This window comes from Raoultibacter timonensis (genome assembly GCF_022845715.1).
GTDB classification, from domain to species: domain Bacteria; phylum Actinomycetota; class Coriobacteriia; order Coriobacteriales; family Eggerthellaceae; genus Raoultibacter; species Raoultibacter timonensis.
This window is the reverse complement of sequence record NZ_AP025564.1, coordinates 115,153-137,166: the sequence shown is the minus strand read 5'-3', so window position 1 is coordinate 137,166 and position 22,014 is coordinate 115,153. Positions and strand designations below refer to the sequence as shown.

The following is a 22,014-nucleotide window of genomic DNA, read 5'->3' as shown; positions in this document are numbered from 1 at the left end:
CTCCCTCGCAGCCTAGGCGGAAACGATCCGTTGCGGCCAATCGCAATCGGGCGCCAGCGCTTCGCCGTCGTATTTTTCAACATTGCAGATCTGGTTGTTGTAACCAGATACGCCCATGCCGCCGTACTGTGCGCCGATCAGATAGTTGTCGGAACCCGCGCGATCGATACCGGTCTTCTCGTCAACGTCGACCCATGCGCCGTGAGGCACGCCGACGACGCCCGGCATGAGGATGTCGAGGATCGCAGCGGTGCGCAGGCCTTGGCCTGCGGGTGCGCTGATGAGCACCGTATCGCCCTCCTCTATGCCCTTTTCCTTCGCGTCCTGGCGATTCAGGAACACCGGGTTCGCCCACGTCTCGCGCAGCCAGGGGCAGTTGTCGAAGACGGAGTGCGAGCGCCGCAGGTAATGCGGGTTGTACATGATGTAGGGGTACTCGCCCTTCTCCCCGCCGATCGCACCGTCTTTGAACGTCGATTCGTAGCCCACGCAGGGAACGACGTAGGTGGGATACGGCTTGAACTGCTCGATACCGTCGTATTGGAACGAGGCCATGAGGTCGTAGCGCGCCTGGCAGTATATCTCGAGCTTGCCGCTTGCGCTCGGAAGCGGATTAGCCTCAGGATCGGTTACGAAGTCCTCGTAGCCGATGAAGCCGTAGCCGTCATCGGGCGTGCGTTTGAACTGGTAGCCGCCGTTGGCGACGAAATCGGCCAGGGAGATCACGCCTTCCTGCGCCTCGCCCTCAACGCCCCACTCGGCGATGTCGGCATCGGTGATGGTCACCAAGGGCTCCATCTCGCCGCTCTTGCCCATGATCTTGCTTCCCGCGATCTGCTCGAAGAACTGCTGGGTCTCCGACGTATCGTATGCAAGCGCGGGATCCATGCCCATACCTTCGAGCAGCAGGACGCCGATCTCCTGATCGGTCTTGGATTCGCCGATCGGATCGGTCACCTTCGAATAGCAGTACACGAATTCGCGGTTGCAGGTGGTCACGCCGCCGGGGCGCTCCCACTCGGTGGTCACCGGAAGAATAATGTCGGAGTACACGGCGTTCGTCGTCATGAACTGTGCGCGCGTGAGCACGAAATCGACAGCACGATGAGCCTCGATGCCCGCCTTCTGATGAAGCGACGTCTGCAGCGTTGCATCCGTCACATGGAAGATGCCCTTGATGGGGCCGAGCGTGGTCGGAATGGGCTCGTGGAAGTTCGCGTACGAGTTCGAAACGTCGAGAACCTCGCCGCCGCCTTCGAGAATGATGTCGTAGAGTTGCGGTTGGCGAACACCCGTGGAAACGGGATTGGTCGTCTTCGGCTTCTTGGCGTTGCCAGCGGTTACGAGGTTCGGCCCGTAGTTGCCGCAGTTGGCGTGATAGGCGCCGCCGCACGCGTGGCCCGACTTGCCCATATGACCGCCCATGGCACCGAGCGCCATGAGCATCTGCGGGATCATCTCGGAGCCGTTGCAGCGCACCATGCCGTAGTTGTGCAGCAGGTAGGTCTTGTTGTTCTTGCCGAGGATTCGCGCGAACTCGGTAACCTGCTCGGGCGGAACTCCGCAGATCGGCTCGGCCCATTCGGGCGTTTTGGGCGTGCCGTCGTAGACTCCCTGCACGTAGTCTTTGAGATTCTCGCTGAGCTTCGCATCGTCGGGCATGTGGTCGGCATCGAAGCCGACGGTGTAGGCGTTGAGGAAGTCCCAATCGACGATATCGCCTTCCTCTTCATCGAGGCGCAGCATTTCGTATGCCGTCGCGAGCATGAACGCCATGTCGGTGCCGTTTCTCACCGGAATCCAATCGGCATCGAGCATCTGGGCAGACGCGTTGTACATCGGATCGACGGTTACGAACTTCACGCCGGCTTCTTTTGCCTGGATGAAATAATACGTCGGCGTACCGGCCGCAGACCACGTCGGATTCGACGAATACATGACCACGTACTCGGCGTTCATCATGTCGAAGCGGTCGTTCGCCTTGCCGATATCGGTACCGGGCAAACCGATCATGTCGCTGCCGAGCGTATAGGTGCCATGAGAGGTGGTATCCCACCCGCGCACGCATCCGCACATCACGTTGATAGTCGCATCGGGCGATTTACAGTAAAAGCCCGTCGGGCCGTACTCGTCTGAGATGCGCTTGATCTCTTGGCAGGAAAGCTCGATCGCCTCGTCCCAGCTGATCACTTCCCACTCGTCTTTGCCGCGCATGGCACCGTTGGAGTTCTCGCCGCCGCCCGGCTGCCAGCCCTTGCGCTTGAGCGGATGGAGAATGCGGTCGGCACCGAAGCATTGCTGCTGTTGGGCTTTGCCGCGCACGCATCCGCGCTGCTGCGGGTACTCGGCAGAGTCTTCGTGCGAATCGTCCGTCTTCTGGCGAACGACCACGCCTTCCTTCACCATAACCTTGTTGACGCAACGGCCGCCGCAATTATGCCAGCAGGCCGCTGGAACCCACGTACCGCCCTCTTCGAGGTTCGTCGGCAACGCGTGCTCCTTGTTCTCCTCCACCTTCGCCTGCGGGGCGCATCCGAAAGTCGACAACGCTGCCGCAGATGCGGCAACGGCTGCGCTAGCTTTCAGGAATTGTCGGCGGCTGAGACCTTTGGTAGACACACCTATATCATGAGCGCCCATGTATCCTCCCCTTCTCATCTACATCTTCTCGCCCTATGCGCAATCATACGCTGCTCGGTTAGTTATCATCAACCGATACGAGCAAAGCTAGCATTAAGATTTTTTAAGGGTTAGCCTCTTGAAAAAGATAAAATGACCAGCAGCAAACGGGCGAGGACCTACCAGCCGAACTTCACGCGAAGCTCGTCGGCGCGGCCCTTTGCCAAAGGGATGCTCGACTCGCACGCATCGTTGAGCGTCAGGTTGAAGCTGTTGCGCGTATACCGCTCGACCTTTGAAACCTTCTGCACGTTGACGATATAGGAACGATGGCAGCGGAAGAACCCGAACCGCACGAGCTCGTTCTCGAGATCGTCCATGGTCAGCGTCGTCTGGTAGAGGTTGCCGCGTACCGAAACGTAGTTCGCCTTGTTCATGCTTTCTACGAAGTCGATGTCCTTTGGGTCGAGCAGAAGCGTCGCGCTCTCGGTTTTCGCGGGGATCTTGCACACGCGAACCTCGTCGCCGAGAAATACATCGCCCACCTTTGCAGCATCTTCCGATCCGTCGCCCTCTGAAACCTCGGCGGCAATGAACCGACCATCTTCGTACCAGAATGCGGAACCGGGCATGAGCAGCGCTTCGCGCAGCGGCTCGGCAGTCGTGATGAAGATTGTTCCGTGCTCGACGCGTTCGGCCATCCACGTGAGCACCGCTCGGCGCGCCTGAGCTCCAAGATCGAACAGCGGACGCTCGCAAAAGCACACTTCGGGTTCGGCAAGGCTCACCCGAGCGATGTCGACAAGCGTTCGCTCGGCCTTAGGGCAGTCCTGCAGTTTCCTTTTCGCATGCTCGACGAGCCCGAAATGGGCGATCGCCTTCTCGACCGCCGCGCGACCCCGTCCTGCGATGCGTGCGAACATCATGAGGTACGACCGCACCGATTCGCGCTCGAACCCCAGTTCGTCGCACAGCATGAACGCGCAGCGGCGCTGCCCGTAGCGCTGGCGCACCACTTCGCGAACCTGCTCCGAAACAGCAGTGCTGCATTCGATGTGGATGCCTCTCGATTCCTCGGCCGCCAACAGGCTCTCGACCGAATCGTACTCTCTCATGAAACGCTCCCGATCAGTTGCTTCGTGTTCGCAAAAAAGTCTACCACGTCTACGTCGTCCTTGCGCTTCGATGCTTTGGATCTCAAAGCTTCCACGTGATCGCGCCCTTTCCCTGTTGGTTCGGTAACCGCTCGTAGGCTTTTCGCTGTTTTCCCGCTTCGATGCAGTACGATAGCGGCTGCTTAACAGATAAATACGAACAGATGTTTCACGTGAAACACTCGGACGGCTTGAGCGCTTCGCATGGCGGCCCGAGCAAAGCAGGAAGGCGCACCCCGTGAGTTTTCAATCGGTCGAATCGCAGATGGTCATTCTCTTTTTGGGAATCGTGCTCGGCTTTATCGCACGCAAAGCGAGCGTCATGAACGACCGGTTCGACGGGCAGTTCTCGAAACTTGTCCTAAACGTTACCCTTCCGTGCCTGATCATCTCGTCGGTTCTCATGAACGACGAGCTGCCCGACGCATCGACGGTAGGCCTGATCTTCCTTCTCTCCTGCACAAGCTACGCCATCATCCTCGCCATCGCATTCGCCGTGCCGTTTCTTTTGCGGTTCCCCAAAGACAAGCGCGGCACCTACAGCTTCATGATCGCATTCGGCAACGTGGGGTTCATCGGGTTTCCCGTGCTGTCCGCCATTTTCGGCGATCAGGCGATCCTTTACGCCGCCATATTCAACATCCCGTTCAACCTGCTCGTTTTCACCGTAGGCGTGTTCATGATCTCCGAAGGCGAGGGAACGCTGCGCGAACGCTTGACCGACGGGGCAAAGCACGTGGTGAGCCCCACGCTGATCTCATGTTTTGTAGCACTTGCGCTCGCGCTGCTCCGCATTACCGAGCCGGGCATCCTCGGCCAATCGCTTGACGTGATGGGGCAGATGACCACACCGGCCGCCCTGCTCATCATCGGTTCGACGCTCGCCAAAATGCCCATTCGGGAAATGATCTCGAGCTTTCGCCCCTACATCGCCTCGCTGTTTCGCCTCGTTTTCGTACCCGTCGCGATATTCTTCGTGTTTCGCTCGTTCGTCACCGACCCCATGCTGCTCGGCACCATCGTCATCACCTCGGGCATGCCCGTGGCCACCAACGGCACCCTGCTCTGCCTTCAGTACGGCGGCGACCTCAAGACGATGACCAAGGGGACGTTCGTCTCGACCATCATGTCGCTTATCACCATACCCCTGCTTGCCATGATGCTCGTATACCTGTAGGAAACGCAAAGCGGGCGCCCGTGCAAAGGCGCCCGCCTGTTTTGATACCGTCCCCCAACGGGGCAAAGGCCGGTTAGCTCAAGTCGATGGCCACATCGTCGGTCGGCTTCCACACGATCTTGTCGTAGGTAAGCGCATTGATGAATTCCTTCGTTACGTCGAGAGCGATTGCATGCTCGTCGCCGAAGAAGCGAATTTCGGTGATTATTCCATCGTGCGCAGAAATAAGCGAGTGGGCGATCTCGCCTGCGACCGTGGGAGGCGTAAGCAAGATGATCGAGCGATCCTTGCCCTGCAGCGCACCGCCGGTCAAAGAGTCGGGATGCTCGTCGCCGCGTGCGATTGCGGGCTTCTCCCATGTCAGCTGCTCGTCCGCCGCACGATCCTGAGACGTAACCCAATTGGCCACTATGGCAGATGTTTCGTAGCGATCGATGCCGCCGAGCCTAATCATCTGGGCATCGGTAAGACCTGCGGCGTCACGCGCTTCTTCGTATACCGATTGGGGCGTCGCGTTCTCGTCGCCGAGAACGATGATTCTCTCGAAACCGCCCGCAGCAAGCGCTTCTTTGGTTTCGGCGGTCAACGTTTCGAGGCCGAACTCTGAAAGGAAGATAGGCGACTTGGTTACCGCGGCCCACGGTGAGATCGTCAGCGAATCGGGGAAGTCGCAGCAACGTGCGATGATTGCAGTCTTGGAGTGATCCGTCCCGAGCGACTCGTAAATGAATTCGGCGGTCTCTTGGCGATCGATACCGCCGATGCGCTCAACCGTTTCGATGCTCGGTATCGCATTGACCTCGTCCTCGACATCCTGGTTGATAGCATCGGTCGAACCCACGATAATCACGTGCTTCACATCGAGGTCATCGACGATGGCGGCCCGTGCATCGTTCGACAGCCACTCGTTTGCTGTCAGCACGATCGGCGCGTTGTCGAGATAGCCCGAAAGGGAAGATGCCGTCAGAGCGTCGGCGAAATTGTAATTGTATCCCGATGCGAGAATGACGGTGTCCTCGTTTGAGGCTTCGCGCTCATACGTCGAAGCCTGACGCGAGGTACCGTAACGGTCGATGCCGTACAGGCGCGCAACGTTCAGGTCGATCGGCTCGGGCGGCTCGGGCGGCTCTTCGCTTCCCCAAACCGCATAGTATACGCCGCACACGGCGCCTTCGCACCCGAGCACGGCATCGTCGATGTCGTGGAAATCAGGGTCTCCAGGCTGCGTGGTGGGCGTTTCGCCCCACCCGAGCAGCGTCTTGTTATCGGGAGTTGCCGAGAACATGCTCGCACCCGGCAATGCGATGTTCGCTTTGGAATCGCACGCAAGGTACACGTACGTATCGGTACCCGATGCGTCGGGCAGGTCGGCATCGTGTGCCAGCATGCGCGTATCGTTGTAATCGCCGATCGCCGTCGTGTCCCACGTGCCGCCATTCGGCAAAAGCTTGATCCATCCGATATCGACAGCACCTGAATCAGGCTTCGTATCATGACGCGACACGCCACGCTGATCGGTTATCGTCGTGCTGACCGTTGCGCCGCCGTCGGCATAGAGCCCTGTCGTTGCAGCAACAGCTGGCGCAATGTACAAACTCGGCAAGGACACGGCTCCCGAAACGGTTGCGCCGACCTGCTTGCTGCAACCGTTGGCTTGCAGCGTAGCCGCAGCGGTACCGAACACGGTTTGAGCCGAGTAGTCGGCGGACAGCGCCGTACCAGCATCGTAGCCGACGTTGCCGCCCTTGTTGGTGAAACCGCTGCTCCCCGAACCGCCCCACCCGGCGAGGTTGGCAACGTTGGTTCCCTTGGCGCCCGTGTTCTCGACGAACGCGCAGTTCGCAACCGACACGGTGGGACGGACCGGAAGGAATCCGCCCGCAAGGCTGCCGCTCAGCCCGATGGCGCCGCCCGCGCCCGTGCCCGCAACGTTCTTGTAGAATGTGCAATATTCGAAATCGACCTTGGCTTTGCTATACACCTGGATGGCTCCGCCCGCAACACCGGTCGAAAGCTGCTTGCCCTCGTTGCCGATAAAGGTCGAATTGCGCACTGCTGCCGTAAGGTTGATCGACGCCGAACCGCTCGATACACCTTCGAACAGAATCGCGCCGCCGTCGTCGTTGGCGACATTGTCCTCGAACACGCAGTTCTCGATTGTCGCGGTTGCCGTGCGTTCGGCACCGTTCATGAACACGGAGATCGCGCCGCCGTCGTTGCGGACCGTTTGGTTGGCGGTCGCCGTGTTGCCCTTGAAGTACGAATCAGTGACCGTAAGGTTGCACTTGTCGCTGTGGTACACCGCAATAGCGCCGCCAGACCCGCCGAACGTTCCGGCCATCGGAGCCGCGTTACCCTCGAAGTAGCACTGCGCCACCGTGAGCGTCACGTTGCTCGCTTGGTCGGTCGCGATCGCTCCGCCAGCGTAGCCACCATCCGACGTTCCCACGTTGTTGTTGATCGTGCACTGGGTCAGCGTGGCGGTCGTATTGCTTCCCGGATACAGTGCAGCGCCGCAACCGGCACGGTTGCCTTCGATCAGAGTGTTGAACACCACGAGCGTCTTCACATTGCCCGACGTTCCGCTGACTGCACGCGAGCCGTTCGTGATGGAACTGTTGTTGATCTCGACCGTGCCGCTCGCAATACCGACCGCCTGGTTGCCCGCATGCCCCGTGATGGTAACCCCGTCGAGAACGACTTTGCCGGCAGCCGATCCGCTCGCCTCAACGCCCGCCCCCGCGCCCGAAAGCGCCATGTTCTGAAGGGTGATGCTTCCCCCGTTCGGGCAAACGGCCGAGAAGAACCTGTTCGCACCTGCACTCGTGAGCGCCTGGTTGCCGCCGTCGATCACGATGTCGTAGCCGTTGGCGTTGTTGAGGGAAACCGTTGCGTTCTTGCCCGCCATATCTGCGACAAAAGCGGCAGACAGCGTAACCGTGCGGCTTTCGCCCGCATTGGCAACCGCATCGACGAGCTCGTCAACTCCATCGACGGTCACATCGCCCATCGGATCGACCGCAAGCAGTTCGATCCCGTCGTCTTCTTCCTCGATGAGGCTTTGAGCGGTGAGCCCCTCGTCGCCGACTGCATCGGCGCCGGGTGTCACGACCTCGCCGTCGCTTTGGCTCGCGGCAGAGCCGCCGTCCTCGACGGATCCGTTATCCTGCGAAACCCCACTCTCGGCATCGCCACCTTCTGCGGAGCCTTGGCTCGATCCGGTATCACCGCTTTCTTCCTGCGGGGAAGCGGTATCACCCGCTGGTGCGGGCGAGGGATCGGCATAGGCGAGCGGGACCGATGAAAACGATCCCCCGAGCGCAAGCGTCAACGCCAACAAAACCGCCAGCGGAGAGCGCGCTCTCTTCGTTGCTTCCATAATGCCTCCTGTCATAAGCACCGACATCGCCCTCACCCGAATTCGGGCGCTATCCAGAAGCAACAGAAGCTCAAGCATGCAGCCTCGTATAAGCCGCTGGGTCATATTTGCCCAGAAAAGACGAAAGACGCCCGAAGGCGTCTTTCGATCTCATGTTCGTGCGATATCAGTTTGTCAAAGCGCCAGAACGGTTTGTTACCGTTCTTATGGCATTTAGAAGTGTACGAAAACGTAACATGTTTTGCAATACAATTATATAGGTTGTTCTATAAAATTCATAACTTTTTACCTATTTCTGACAGAAAAAGGCTCGCACCGAATCATTATCGGTCCGAAGAGCCTCGCCTAGCCGATTGCCGAGCGCAGAATACGTTCGACCTCATCGGCGCCCATGAGCGAAGCGCCCGGCGTTTTCGTTGCTTGATAGAGTGCGAACTTCGCGGCTTCGAGGGCATGCGATACGGCCACGCTCGCCTCGTCGGCAACATCGAGGGTGTCGGCACACGTGCGAAGTTCTTCATGGGAGGCAAGGTAGGCCGTAGCACTCGCCCGGAACGCTTCCACGTACTCGAAACTGTTGTTGAGGAACAGCTTCATGAGTGCCGGCGTTTCCTTCACGAGTTTGATGCGCATTTGAGCGATATCGCCATCCCAATCGTATCCCCGCACGATATCGAGAAACAAGCTCAACACCGCGTGGAAGAGCGTCGGGGATTCGTACCGATCGAGCGCAGCGAACACCGCCTCGTCTTTCAGCTCGAACGTACCAACCCCCACGATGGCGGCATCCTTGGTGGGAAAGTAGTTGAAGAACGTACCTTGCGATATGCCCGCTCGAGCGCAGATCGCGTCGACAGTCACGCCGCCGTAACCGAACTCACCCACAAGCGTGATTGCGGCGCGTTCGATAGCCTCTCGCGTCTGCCTGCGCTTGCGCTCGCGCAACCCCCCTGCTTGATCAACGTCCTTCGAGCCCACGTGTTCGATTCCTTCCCTTTGTCTCCTCGCGACACGTCTATCCATTATACGGAAGGTTTCCCCCATGGCCCGTACTTGTCAGATATTTTTATAGTCTCTATAAATTTATTGTCACTCTAATATTTCTGTGCTTTAATGGCTGGTTGAGCGACGGCTATAGAGACCCGCCGCATGCCGTTTGCGAAAGGAGCTGCCATGAAGGTATTCGGATTGGGGATTCCCGAACTCGTTTTGATCCTAGTGGTCGCATTGCTCATATTCGGACCGAAGAACCTTCCCAAGCTCGGCGGGATGCTCGGCCGCTCGGTCAAGAAGCTGCGCGCCCGCACTGACGAGAAGTTCGAAGACGCCGACGAATCGGAAACCAAGGCGCAACCTGCATAGGCCTCGTGCTTATTCGGCCCCATAACCTGCCAACGGGCACGCGCTATTCGTGTGCCCGTTTTCTTATGCGTTCACGGGCATCGGAAAAGCAAACCACTTCGCACCAAAGAACCGTGCAGTAGCCATGCCCACCGCAGGCAAACGCGTATGCAGCCGCTTTCCCCGCACTTGCCGCCAACCTGTTCTCACCGCCAGATAAATACGGTAAAGTAGCTCCGTGCTTTTTACGAGCCGCATGGCAACGTGCAGGGCACCACAGGAAGGGCGCCGTTGCAGGCGGCACGATACGGGAGCATGGCATGGAACAACGTGAGCGATTCGCAAGCAGACTCGGCTTTCTGCTCATCAGCGCGGGATGCGCCATCGGGCTCGGAAACGTCTGGCGGTTTCCCTACATAACCGGCGAATACGGCGGGGCTGCCTTCGTTTTGCTGTACCTCGTGTTCCTCGTCATCCTTGGCCTGCCGGTCATGATCATGGAGTTCGCCGTCGGCCGCGCAAGTCAGAAAAGCTGCGCCAAGAGCTTCGATAAGCTCGAACCTGCGGGGACGAAGTGGCACTGGTACAAGTGGCTCGGGTTCGGCGGCTGCTATCTGCTCATGATGTTCTACACCACCGTCGGCGGATGGATGCTCGCCTATGTGGTGAAGATGGCGACCGGTGAATTCAACGGACTGTCGAGCGAGCAGGTGGGCGGTGCGTTCTCGGGCATGCTCGCTGATCCCGTCGGGCTCATCGGTTGGCTGCTCGTCGTCACGCTCATCGGGTTCTTCGTATGCAGCCTCGGCCTGCAAAAGGGCGTTGAACGGGTTACCAAAGCCATGATGGCCTGCCTCTTCGTTATCATGGCCGTACTGTGCGTCCGCAGCGTCACGCTCGAGGGCGGCGGCGAGGGACTCGCCTTCTATCTCATCCCCGATTTCTCCCGCCTGTTCGCAGGCGCAACCACGGCAGAACAGCTGGCAACGTTCGGCGAGGCCGTCTACGCGGCAATGGGCCAGGCGTTCTTCACGCTCTCGCTCGGCATTTCCGCCATGGCCATATTCGGCAGCTACATCGGAAAAGACCGCCGCCTTACCGGGGAAGCCCTGAGCGTCGGCGTGCTCGATACGCTTGTCGCGCTTATGGCGGGACTCATCATATTCCCTGCCTGCTTTGCGTTCGGTGTGAATCCGGGCGAAGGCCCGAGCCTCGTGTTCGTCACCTTGCCGAGCGTATTCGAGCAGATGTGGATGGGTCAGCTTTGGGGGACGCTGTTCTTCTTGTTCATGAGCTTCGCCGCCCTCTCGACCATCATTGCCGTGTTCGAGAACCTCTTGAGCTTCTCGATGGATTTATGGGGTTGGTCGCGCAAAAAGGCGGTGCTCGTCAACGGGGCGGCCGTTATCGCCCTCTCGCTACCCTGCGCCCTCGGATTCAATGTGCTGTCGGGCGCAACGGTACCCGGCATCGGAGACATCCAATCCCTCGAAGACTTCATCGTTTCGAACAATATCCTACCTATCGGCAGCTTGATATACGTGTTGTTCTGCACGAGCCGCCGCGGATGGGGCTGGAAGAACTTCATCGCCGAAGCCGATACGGGCAAAGGCATCGGTTTTCCGAAATGGACGTACCTCTGGGTGAAGTTCGGCATCCCGGTGCTCATCGTGGTGATCCTCATCATGGGATACATCCCCAAATTCCAAATCTGGTTCGGCTAGCCGTATCGAACGCAAGTATCGAGCGCAGGCAGGAACAGGCGGCCGCTTTAAAGACCGCTTACACCTCGCCTGCGCAGACGGCGAGTTCGTGGACAAGCCCCCTGAACTCCCTTTCGAACAGGCTTCCCCTCAGCCATATGAACGTCATATCGTGCTCGATAGCCGGGCCGTCAAGCTCGATTGCCCGCAGCGTGCCCGCAGTGCATTCCGCCCGTACGGCCGATTCATACAGAAATGCGATGCCGTAGCCGCTTTCGACCAGTGCCTTTATGATGCTGATACTCGTAACCTCGGTTGTGCGGGCGAACCCATCGAGTGAGAGATTGCGCGCCGCAAGCGCATGTTCGAGAACTGCGCGCGTACCCGATCCGGGCTCCCTCACGATAAGATGCTCCCCAAGCAAGCCTTCCAACCGTTGCGGTTCTTCAGCGAGGCGGCAGCCCGGCGCGCATACCGCTACGAGCTGTTCGGTGCAATACACCTCCCAATCGTAGTACCCCTTATCGAAGAACCCCTCAACGAGAGCGCAATCGAGAACGCCCTCGTGCAGCAAGGCGAGAAGATCATCCGTTCCCGAAGCAACGACCTTCACCTGCAAGTCGGGCCGTTGCTGGAGGAAGCGGGCAAGCGGACGGGCGATAACGTATTCGCCGGCGGTCATCGTCGCGCCGAAGCCGATCGTTCTCCGCTTTCCCGACAGGGCGGCGATGCGCTCCTTCACCAGCCGCTCGTCATGCGCCATAACCGTTAAGGCGTCGCGGAGCACCTCGCCCGCTTCGGTAAGCGAGAGCCGACGGTTGCTGTACGAGAACAGCTTCGTCCCGTATACGGCTTCGAGATGGGATATATGCTGCGATACGGCGGGCTGCGTTATGTTGAGCCTTTGTGCGGTCCGTGTATAACTGAGCGTATCGCATACGTCGAGAAAGGTCTCTGTCCTAAAATCCTGCATGATATCCACCTCGCTGTTTGCACCGATATACCCAGAACCTTGCCGATATCGCTCCGATTATATCAATGCCGACATCGATACATAATTTTTAATTATAGCAACATAATAATTAATAAGTTTTATTATTGCCAGGGCAGTGCGACAATACCGATCAGTTTCAACACAGTGCACCGCACAAGCCGGGTTAGGAGAAAACCGTGAAGGGCATCATTCAGAAAGTACCGATTCCAACCGCCGGTGTGGCATTGGGCCTTGCCGCCCTCGGTATCCTGCTTCAGCCGCTTTCGGAGGCGTTTCACATCATCGCCGGCGTGCTTTCGCTGATCATGGTTGCTTTCCTCGCTGCTAAGATCATCGTATTTCCCGCCATGATCAAAGAGGATCTGAAAAACCCCGTGTTCGCTGCGGTGAGCGCCACCCTCTTCATGACCACCATGCAGCTTGCAACCTATCTGGCGCCCGTGGCTTTCGGTGCGGCTTTCGTTATCTGGATTGCGGCGGTTGTCGGTCACTTCTGCCTCATGGCGTGGTTCACGTTCTCTTTCACCATGCGGTTCGATCTCAAACAGGTCTTCCCCACCCACTTCATCGCGTATGTGGGCATCATCGTCGCATCGCTCACCTCGCCGACGTTCGGCATGCAGGCCGCAGGCGTTGCCATCTTCTGGTTCGGCTTCGCCTGCTATCTCGCACTGCTCGTCGTCGTAGGCCTGCGCTACCTCAAACATGAAGTACCCGAGCCTTCAAAGCCCCTCTTCTGCATCTACGCAGCACCGATGAGCCTTTCGCTTGCCGGATACCTCGCAGTCACAGCCGAGCCCAACGCCATCATGGTGGGCCTCATGGCCGTTTTGGCGCAGCTGTTCCTCGTGCTCGTCTTGACCCAGCTTCCGAAGCTGCTGAAAATCAAGTTCTATCCGAGCTATGCAGCTATGACCTTCCCCTTCGTTATCTCGGCATCCGCGCTGCTCAAAGCGATTACCTTCTTCGAGGGACTCGGATTCGGCGGCCCTGCGTTCTTCGCCGCCCACGTGCTCGCTTCGGCGGAAACCATCCTGGCTACGATAATGGTTCTCTACGTCTTGGGTCACTACCTGCGGTTTTTCTTCCGCCGCATCGAAGGCAAGTCCACCGAGCCGACTCTCACCTCAGCAGAGATCGCCCGCTTTGCCGAAGAGATCGAAGGCTGAAGCCCGCCGGTCAGCTGCGCTGCGTTTCGAAACACGCGCATCCGACCGCTTGCCCTTTCGCCTTCGAAGACCATCGGCAACGCATCATCCCCGACGACGGGGGTGGCCCCTGCGCGATCGGATGCGTTCGGCCTCTTCGCGGCGTTCTTTGATCTCCGCAGTCTCGCTGCGCAAGGCATGGTAGGAGTCGAGCCTGCTCTGAGCAAGACCCCCGTCTTGCACGGCACGGCGCACGGCGCATCCCGGCTCTCCCTCATGATGGCAATCTCGAAACTTGCACTTCTCGGCAAGCTCTTCGATATCGGAGAACGCAGCCTCGATCCCGCTTTCGGCATCCCAAAGGCCGAGACCCCTCACCCCGGGCATATCGACCACGCGGCCGCCGCCCGGTATTTCGATCATCTCGCGGCTCACCGTGGTGTGGCGGCCCTTGCCATCGACCTCACGCACTTCGGCGGTTTCCTGCACATGATCGCCTACAAGAAGGTTCACTAGGCTCGACTTGCCAACCCCGCTTTTTCCGATGAGCACCGTGGTAGTGCCGGGGGCAACGAGCGAGCGCACCGATTCGATGCTCCCCGGTTCCCCGGCAGAAACAACGAGCACCTCGTCGTCGGGACCGACCAAATCGTTCACTTCGCCGGCTATCCGCTCGATATCGCTGTCGCTTTCGGCCAGATCGGCTTTCGTGAGAATTACGGCGACGGACGCGCCCGTTTCGTGGGCGAGCACGAGCTCGCGTTCGAGGCGGCGCATGTTCACATCGGCAAGAGGTTGGGCGATGATCACCCGATCGAAGTTGGCGGCAAGCACCTGCGGCAGCGCGCGCTCGGTCGGATCCTTGCGCACGAACTCCGTTTTCCGCGGCAGTATTTCGGAAATGATCGCCTTGTCGTGTCCGCGGGGAACGTCGAGCAAAACCCTGTCCCCGATAACCGCACGCACTTTCTCGCCTTTGACCAAAGCCGTCGCGTGCTTGCAGCGAAGTTCTTCGCCGGTCTCCGTTTTAACGAGCGGAAAACCCCTGTCGAGTTTGACGACCTGGCCTTCGAGCACCTAGCGCCGCCTTTCGCGCAACCAATAGAACACGCCGGTCAGCACCAACCCCACTACGACGACGATTGCGCCGGGGACGAACGCATCGGGATCGAACGACTCCTCATGATACTTGCTCTTCTCGACCACGCTCACATGCTCGGCATGCAGATCGGTCAAGCCGCTGTGCTCGGGACAGACGAGGTAGAATGTACCGCGAACCTGCAGCATCGTTCCCGTCGTTCCGTATTTTCCGAAAGCGTCGATCCGCTCGGCTTGCTCGTTGGTCATGAACACCGAAATGGATGCGTTCGAATCGACATCGCGCGACATGAGCGTAATCCATCGATGATTCGGATCGCCCTCGACGGCAATCGAATCCCCCACCGCCTCGCCCACTACCTGAACGGTCTGCTTATCGTAATACGAATCGGCCGAACTCAGATCCTTGATGCTCGTATCGAAGATGAAGGAGCTGTCGGGAAGCTGCTGCGTATTGACCTCGTTATCGCCCTCGTCTTCAGCGAACGCCTCACCAGGATGCGCTCCCAAAGCGAGCACGAGCGCCCCGGCGAGAAACAGGACGGCGAGAACGCAACGCAGCGGTGCCCGCCGGTCGAAGCCGGAACCCGAAACGGCGCTCGGACGAGCATCGTCGCATAAGGTCTCGAACGGCATCATGAGAGGCTTCCCCCCTTGATCCTGCGACGGGGTTTGAACGATACGACGATCTCAACGATGAGCGCGAGCAGCGTTACGAACTCGAGACGGCCCGCCCACATCTGGAAGATGTAGACGATCTCGAGCGCCTTGGGCATATCGGGCCCGACAATGCCCGACGTGACGCCGGCGTTGCTCGTCATGGCCACCGATTCGAAAATGGCCTGCGTCGCATCGTAGCTGTACGCGATGCCGACAAGGGCGCCGACCGCATAGGTGATGATGTAGAGCGTGAACACGGTCATTGCGTTTTTAGCCAGCTCGGGCGATATGAGCCTGCGCCCGATATGGTTGTAGTCGACCACGACACGCGCCGAATCGGGTGCGAGCGCCTCCTTGATGGTAACCACAATCGATTTGGCGATAACGCCGATGCGCTGGAACTTGATACCGCCTGCCGTGCTGCCCGAGCTGCCGCCGACGGCCATAACGACCGCAATGACGAGAAAGGCCCCCGACGAGAACACCGTCGTGAGCTGATTCGCCGTAATATTTTGGAATCCCGTCGTAGAAAACGCCGAAATGACCATGAACAGGCCGCGACGGAGCATCGCCCCCAGATCGGAGAACGAAGCGGTTGCGGTTAGCGCGGCGGCGAGCACAAGCGTCATGACCGACAGCCAGATGACCATCGTGCGAATCTCCAGATCGCGGAAGAACGCCGCCGTCCGACCGCGCAAGATTTCGGTATAGAGCACGAAATTGATGGTGCCGATGATCATAAGGACCATGAGCACCACCTCGACGCCAAGCGAGTGATAGTACAGAACGCTCTCGCCCATTGGAGCGAATCCTCCAGTCGTGAAGCCCGAGATAGCGAGCCAAAGGCTCTGAGAAACGGCGCGAAGCGGCTCCATGCCGAGGAACAAGCACAGAATCGTGAGGATGCCCGTCGCCGCCATGATAACGGCGAGCGAAATCTTCGCGATGATCTGCGTGGTTTGCACGACGTTGGGAACCACGTGCTCGCTGCGGCCTTCCGACGAATACAGGCTCGCGCCGGCGCGTTTGCCGAACAGTCCAAACGACATGGCTACGACGATAAGGCCCAAACCGCCGATGTAGTGCATGACGAACCGCCAGGTATTGTCGGCAACCGACAAATGATTGAGATCCTGCACGACCGTCGCCCCCGTGGTCGTAACGCCCGAAACGCTTTCGAAGAACGCGTCGAGGGGGTTGGCGTAGTGGCCCGACAGGTGCAACGGTATCGCCGCCACGAGAGCGATCACGATCCAAGCGAGACCCGTAACCGCAAGCGCCTGCTGCCGGTTCAACCGACCGGGTTCGATACGCAAGAAGCGCAAGCCGCTTCCCACGATCAGGGCGATACCGATCGACAGCAGATAGTGGCTCGCCGGCTTCCATTCGCCGCAAGCGATAGCGACCACGAAGGGAACCAGGAAGGCGAACGAGAAGAACAGGATCAGAACACCGAGATAATGCCCGATCACCCGCACATCATGTAATGTGAAACGTTGCCACATATTCTGTATCTGCACAAAGCCCGCATTCGCGGCCCGCAGTTAATCCCTTCTACCGCTACCGAAAATCGCTATCCGAGCACAATACGTGTTAAAACGATAAGGACGCAAAGAAACAGCAGGAACGCCAGTATGCTTGCCAGCAACACGCCAAACCCCAAAATAGGGGTTTTGATGCTCCGCTCGATCTTTCGGGTCCGTTTTCGCATGAGGGTATTCTAGTACAAGTGCACGCGATGTGCGGTTTTGTGAAAAAACAACAGGACGGGAAGCTTTCGTTTCCCGTCCTGAAATACGAACAAATGTTTCACGTGAAACATGGTTCCGCGTTAGGCGGTGCCATCGTAGCGGCAGCCGTTACTCTGCGAGCGCGGTTTGCACCACTTCGGAGCTGTAGTTGCCGTCGCGGTCGATATCGATGACAACCGTCGATCCGTCGGGCAGCTGACCTGCAACGATCTTCTCGGCAACCGCATCTACGACCACTTTCTGGATGAGTCGCTTCAACGGACGAGCGCCGAAGATCGGATCGTAACCGTCAATCGACAAACGCTCCATTGCCGCTGGGCGCACATCGAGTTCGATGCGGCGCTCGGCCAGACGGTCGCGAACCTCTTCGAGCTGCAGATCCACGATCGGCTCGATGTTGCCCATGGTGAGCGCGTTGAACACCACCGTATCGTCGATGCGGTTGAGGAATTCAGGGCGGAACGTCGCCCGCAACGACCCCTCGATCGCCTGGTTCATGGCCTTCTCGTCGCCGTGCTCGGCGAACTCGCGAATGAACTGAGAGCCCACGTTGCTCGTCATGATGACGATCGCGTTCTTGAAGCTGACCACGCGACCTTGACCATCGGTCAGGCGACCGTCGTCAAGCACCTGCAGAAGGATGTTGAATACGTCCGGATGCGCCTTCTCGATTTCATCGAGAAGGATGACCGAATAGGGCTTGCGGCGCACCGCTTCGGTGAGCTGACCGCCTTCGTCGTATCCGACGTACCCGGGAGGTGCCCCGATGAGGCGCTGCACGCTGAACTTCTCCATGTACTCGCTCATGTCGATGCGAATCATGGCCTTCTCGCTATCGAACAGGTACTCGGCAAGCGCCTTGGCAAGCTCGGTTTTGCCCACACCCGTCGGCCCGAGGAACAAAAAGCTTCCGATGGGCTTGTTGGGGTCGGACAATCCCGCACGGTTGCGCCTGATAGCTCCCGCCACCGAAGACACGGCCTCGTCCTGACCGACCACGCGTTCGTGCAACTTCTCTTCCAGATCGACGAGCTTGGCCATTTCTCCCTGCATCATCTTGGATACGGGGATGCCGGTCCAGGTGGACACCACTTCGGCGATCTCTTCGCTCGAAACCTCCTCTTTGAGGATCGCGCCCATCTGCTGACGTACGTTGAGCATCTCTTCAGCTTCGTGCAGCATGCGCTGCAGCTCGGGAATGCGGGCGTAACGCAGCTCGGAGGCCTTCGACAGATCGCCCTCGCGCGTGGCGCGCTCCTCTTCGAGCTGGGCGCCCTCGAGGTCGGCTTTGAGGTTCTGCACGTTGACGATCGCGTCTTTCTCGTTCTGCCATTCGGCTTTGCGCTTGTCGAGCGCTTCACGGGCCGTCGCAATGTCCTGGCGCAGCGCCTCGAGGCGCTCCTTGCTCGGCTGGTCCTCTTCCTTCATGAGGGCCTGCTCCTCGATCTGCATCTGCGTAAGCTTGCGCTCGGCCGCATCCACCTCTTCGGGCATGGAGTCGATCTCGATGCGCAGACGGCTCGCCGCCTCGTCCATGAGGTCGATCGCTTTGTCGGGCAGGAAGCGGTCGGAAATGTAGCGATTCGAAAGCTCGGCCGCTGCGACGAGCGCCGAATCGGTGATGCGCACGCCGTGATGGATCTCGTACTTCTCTTTCAGGCCGCGCAGAATGGCAATCGTATCCTCTACGGTGGGCTCGCCCACGAGCACCGGCTGGAAACGTCGCTCGAGCGCCGCGTCTTTCTCGATATATTTACGATACTCGTCCAAGGTGGTGGCACCGATGGCGTGGAGCTCGCCGCGCGCAAGCGCGGGCTTGAGCATGTTGCCGGCATCCATCGAGCTATCGCCCGTCGAACCTGCACCCACGATGGTATGGAGTTCGTCGATGAACAGGATGATCTGACCGTCGGAATCCTTGACCTCGCGCAGCACCGCCTTCAAGCGGTCCTCGAACTCGCCGCGGTACTTTGCACCGGCGATCATGGCGGGCAGATCGAGCATGACGATATCGCGATCCTGCAGCGACGAGGGTACGTCGCCCGCGACGATGCGCTGCGCCAAACCCTCGACGATCGCGGTCTTGCCCGTGCCGGGCTCGCCGATGAGCACCGGGTTGTTCTTCGTACGGCGCGACAGCACCTGGATGGTGCGACGGATCTCGTCGGCACGGCCGATGACCGGGTCGAGCTTGCCTTCGCGCGCCATCTGCGTAAGGTTCTGGCCGTACTGCTCAAGCGCCTCGAACTGGGTCTTGGCGGCTTGATCGGTCACGCGCGTATCGCCGCGCAGCTCTTCGTATGCGGCTTCGATGTTCTTGCGCGTCACGCCTGCCACCGAGAGAATTTTGCCCGCCGCGCCCTTGTCTTCGGAAAGCGCGATGAGCAGGTGCTCGCTTGTAGCGTAGCTGTCGCCGAGCTTTTCGGCGATCTTCACGGCACGGTCGATCAGATTCATGAGATCGGGGCCGGGAATGCCGCTCATCATCATCATCGTGTTGTTGCTGCTCACCTTCGGCATGCGCTCGATCTCCGCATCGACGTTTGCGAGCAGCTGGAACGGCTCGGCACCGATGCGCTTGATGATGGCCGAAAGGTTGTTCTCTTTCGATTCGAGCAGAGCTTTCAGCATGTGAATCGGCTCTGCCTGAGAAGCTTCTGATTCGGAGGCTATGGCAATGGTCTGCTGCAGCGCCTCCTGTGCAGTAATGGCCAGTTTATTGAGATTGCCCATATTCATATGGCGTTCCTCCTTCGCTTTTGTCCAATGGCAAAAGCCATGAGTTGTGATGGTTGAATTCCTAGGGGAGCCTGCGCAGGGCGAGCGATCCCGGCTCCGTCCGAACCAGCGAGTTCACGCTTTCCCGCGTCTCCAGCTCGTGAACGCGATCGGCAAGGCGCCGTACCTTCTTGTGCAGATCGTCGAGTTCGGAATCGCGCTCCTCCAGCCTTCCCTGAAGGTCGAGGATGCGAATGACGCCCGCAAGGTTGATGCCCTCGCCGGTCAGCTCGTTGATGAGTTCGAGTCGCTCGATATCGGCCTGCGAATACATCCTGGTGTTGCCGCTCGTACGCTGCGGGGTCACCAGACCCTTCTGCTCGTAGGTGCGCAGCGTTTGGGGATGAACCCCTGCGAGCTCTGCAGCCACGCTTATCATGTAGAGCGGTCTGTTCCTGTCGGTCATCGCACTACCAACTCCTGATATCGTCCTTCGTTGCAGCCAGGAAATCTTCCATGGCCTGTTTCTGTTCGTCGTTCATGGTCTTCGGAATTACAACGTTGACTTTGATCTTAAGATCGCCGCTGCCTTCGCCTTTCACCTTCGGAGCGCCTTTGCCCTTGATGGTGAGAACGGTTCCGTCCTGCGTTCCAGCCGGAACCTTCACGCGAACCTTCGTGCCATCGGGCGCAGGAACGACGATGCTCGCGCCAAGCGACGCCTCGGCAACCGTAACCGGCAGCGCCACGTACACATCGGCGCCTTCGCGCGAATAGTACGGGTGAGGCTCGATCTTGGTGGTGATGAGCAGATCTCCGCTCGTACCGCCGTTTTCGCCGAGGCCGCCCTTTCCCTTAAAGCGCAACCGGCCGCCGTCGACGGCTCCTGCGGGAACCTTCACCGTGAGCGTCTCTTTGTCGGTCTTACCCGGAACGCGTACGCTCACACGTTTTTCCGTGCCCTTGAAGGCGTCGTCGAAGCTCACGGCCAGCGTCACATTCATATCCTGGCCGCGCTGGGGCCTCGGTTGGCCTTGGCCGCCGAAGCCTCCGAATCCGCCCAGATCGCCGAAATCCCAATTGGTTCCGAACGCTCCTTCTCCACGGCGGATGCTCTCGAGAATATCGGACCAACCCCCGAAGCCCTCGCCGCCGAACGGATTGCCTCCCTGGGCACCCGTCCATCCTTGCGGAATATGGTTCTCGTTGGCCGTTCCGTACTGATCGTACAGGTCGCGCTTCTTTTCGTCGCTCAGAACCTCGTACGCTTCGTTGATTTCCTTGAATTTCGTCTCGTCGCCGCCCGCATCGGGATGATGCGTACGTGCGAGCTTGCGGTAGGCCTTCTTGATCTCGTCGGCCGTTGCGTTCCGTGGAACGCCCAGCGTCTTATAGTAATCCGGTGTCGTCGTTGTCGCCATGCGTCCACCTCGCTTTCATGTTTCTTCGCCGCTTTCGGCGGCGTGTGAATGATTCGGATAAGAAGCAGAAGCGGGCCTTTCCCGCCCGCTTGCTGCCCCATGCTTACTTCTTGTCTTCAGTCTCTTTCGGAACTTCGCGTTTTGGCCCGCCGGTCGTTACCGTTACCATAGCTGGCCTGAGCACCTTGTTGCCCATTTTGTAGCCCTTCTGATACACATCGGCTACGGTTTCGTCAGGCACCGATGCATCGTCGACCGTCGCAACCGCTTGGGCCTCAAGCGCGTCGAACGCCTCGCCTTTCGGATCGATGATCTGAACGCCGTCGCGCTTCAACGCATCGACGAGCTTGGTATGCACCGCCTCAACGCCGCCGAGCAGGCCGGCTTCGCCGTTCTTCTGCGCGTAGTCTATCGTACGCTCGAAATCGTCGATGACGGGAAGCAGGCTTTCAACAAGCTTCTCGGTTGCGCGCGCTTTTTCTTCTGCGCGCTGCTCGGTCGTGCGCCTCCGGTAGGTATCCCATTCGGCGTGCAGGCGAACGAACTTATCCTGCCACTCGGCTGCCTCCGCTTTCGCCTTGGCCACCAGCTCCGATTCGATCGTCGCTTCGGCTCCGTCGCCTTCGGGATCGAGCACTTCGGCCTCAACTGCTTGCGTATCGGCAGCGCCATCCGTCTCGGCTGACGCTTTCCCGTCCGCGGCCGGCTCTTGCGAGTCGGCCGCCTGACGGGTTTCGTCGTTGGCAGCGGCCCCACGGGGTGAGGGGGATGAGGGGGGGATGGGACCGCTGCCCGGGTTTGTTGTTGGGCGGGAAGTTCCTACGACCTTGTCCTTATCGGGCACAGCCATG

16 protein-coding genes are annotated in these 22,014 nt (G+C 59.3%); 4 read left to right on the top strand and 12 right to left on the bottom strand.

Going from position 1 to position 22,014, the window contains the following annotated elements; genetic code table 11:
* Nucleotides 1–12: 12 nt before the first annotated feature.
* Both MWL89_RS00470 and MWL89_RS00465 read right to left on the bottom strand, forming a co-directional pair.
* Nucleotides 13–2,640, bottom strand: a complete 2,628-nt coding sequence (locus tag MWL89_RS00470; protein ID WP_244387542.1) for a molybdopterin-dependent oxidoreductase — start codon at nucleotides 2,638–2,640, stop codon at nucleotides 13–15.
* A 158-nt stretch (nucleotides 2,641–2,798) separates the two neighbouring features.
* On the bottom strand, nucleotides 2,799–3,734 hold the full coding sequence (locus tag MWL89_RS00465) for a LytTR family transcriptional regulator DNA-binding domain-containing protein (RefSeq protein WP_244387541.1): 936 nt from the start codon (nucleotides 3,732–3,734) through the stop codon (nucleotides 2,799–2,801).
* A 277-nt stretch (nucleotides 3,735–4,011) separates the two neighbouring features.
* Between MWL89_RS00465 and MWL89_RS00460 the strand changes: the two genes are divergently transcribed.
* Entirely contained in the window at nucleotides 4,012–4,950 is a 939-nt protein-coding gene (locus tag MWL89_RS00460; protein ID WP_244387540.1) for an AEC family transporter, read from the top strand.
* A gap of 73 nt (nucleotides 4,951–5,023) precedes the next feature.
* On the opposite strand, the gene MWL89_RS00455 is transcribed toward MWL89_RS00460, so the two are convergent.
* Nucleotides 5,024–8,329 (bottom strand): cell wall-binding repeat-containing protein, encoded by a 3,306-nt coding sequence (locus MWL89_RS00455; RefSeq protein ID WP_244387539.1) that lies wholly within the window; start codon nucleotides 8,327–8,329, stop codon nucleotides 5,024–5,026.
* A gap of 345 nt (nucleotides 8,330–8,674) precedes the next feature.
* Nucleotides 8,675–9,307, bottom strand: a complete 633-nt coding sequence (locus MWL89_RS00450) for a TetR/AcrR family transcriptional regulator (RefSeq protein ID WP_244387538.1) — start codon at nucleotides 9,305–9,307, stop codon at nucleotides 8,675–8,677.
* Nucleotides 9,308–9,502: 195 nt separating this feature from the next.
* Between MWL89_RS00450 and MWL89_RS00445 the strand changes: the two genes are divergently transcribed.
* The gene (locus MWL89_RS00445) at nucleotides 9,503–9,691 is read left to right on the top strand and encodes a twin-arginine translocase TatA/TatE family subunit (RefSeq protein ID WP_102379432.1); all 189 of its coding nucleotides are present in this window, start codon (nucleotides 9,503–9,505) and stop codon (nucleotides 9,689–9,691) included.
* 299 nt (nucleotides 9,692–9,990) lie between these two features.
* Nucleotides 9,991–11,394, top strand: coding sequence for a sodium-dependent transporter (locus MWL89_RS00440; protein ID WP_244387537.1), 1,404 nt, complete (start codon nucleotides 9,991–9,993; stop codon nucleotides 11,392–11,394).
* A 58-nt stretch (nucleotides 11,395–11,452) separates the two neighbouring features.
* Here the strand turns inward: MWL89_RS00440 and MWL89_RS00435 are convergent, their stop codons facing one another.
* Nucleotides 11,453–12,346 carry a LysR family transcriptional regulator gene (locus MWL89_RS00435; RefSeq protein WP_244387536.1) on the bottom strand — a complete coding sequence of 298 codons (894 nt, stop codon included), beginning with the start codon at nucleotides 12,344–12,346 and terminating at the stop codon, nucleotides 11,453–11,455.
* 197 nt (nucleotides 12,347–12,543) lie between these two features.
* Here MWL89_RS00435 and MWL89_RS00430 point away from each other — a divergent pair, with 197 nt between their 5' ends.
* A complete protein-coding gene (locus tag MWL89_RS00430) occupies nucleotides 12,544–13,536 on the top strand; it encodes a TDT family transporter (RefSeq protein ID WP_102379434.1) in 993 nt (330 codons plus the stop codon).
* Between the two features lie 84 nt (nucleotides 13,537–13,620).
* Here the strand turns inward: MWL89_RS00430 and rsgA are convergent, their stop codons facing one another.
* The 7 genes from rsgA to MWL89_RS00395 all read right to left on the bottom strand — a co-directional run bounded on the left by rsgA (nucleotide 13,621) and on the right by MWL89_RS00395 (nucleotide 22,013).
* Entirely contained in the window at nucleotides 13,621–14,592 is a 972-nt protein-coding gene (gene rsgA, locus MWL89_RS00425) for a ribosome small subunit-dependent GTPase A (protein WP_244387535.1), read from the bottom strand.
* A complete protein-coding gene (locus MWL89_RS00420; protein ID WP_244387533.1) occupies nucleotides 14,593–15,252 on the bottom strand; it encodes a hydrolase in 660 nt (219 codons plus the stop codon).
* Nucleotides 15,249–16,778: a TrkH family potassium uptake protein gene (locus MWL89_RS00415; protein ID WP_102379656.1), complete on the bottom strand. Its 1,530-nt coding sequence runs from the start codon at nucleotides 16,776–16,778 to the stop codon at nucleotides 15,249–15,251. Before MWL89_RS00415 ends, MWL89_RS00420 begins: the two co-directional genes overlap by 4 nt.
* A 354-nt stretch (nucleotides 16,779–17,132) precedes the next feature.
* Complete coding sequence (clpB, locus tag MWL89_RS00410; RefSeq protein WP_102379436.1) at nucleotides 17,133–19,763, bottom strand: ATP-dependent chaperone ClpB; 2,631 nt, start codon at nucleotides 19,761–19,763, stop codon at nucleotides 17,133–17,135.
* Nucleotides 19,764–19,824: 61 nt separating this feature from the next.
* Nucleotides 19,825–20,208: a heat shock protein transcriptional repressor HspR gene (locus MWL89_RS00405; protein ID WP_102379437.1), complete on the bottom strand. Its 384-nt coding sequence runs from the start codon at nucleotides 20,206–20,208 to the stop codon at nucleotides 19,825–19,827.
* A 4-nt stretch (nucleotides 20,209–20,212) separates the two neighbouring features.
* Nucleotides 20,213–21,163 carry a DnaJ C-terminal domain-containing protein gene (locus tag MWL89_RS00400; protein WP_102379438.1) on the bottom strand — a complete coding sequence of 317 codons (951 nt, stop codon included), beginning with the start codon at nucleotides 21,161–21,163 and terminating at the stop codon, nucleotides 20,213–20,215.
* Between the two features lie 103 nt (nucleotides 21,164–21,266).
* Nucleotides 21,267–22,013, bottom strand: coding sequence for a nucleotide exchange factor GrpE (locus tag MWL89_RS00395; protein WP_102379439.1), 747 nt, complete (start codon nucleotides 22,011–22,013; stop codon nucleotides 21,267–21,269).
* Nucleotide 22,014 lies beyond the last annotated feature (1 nt).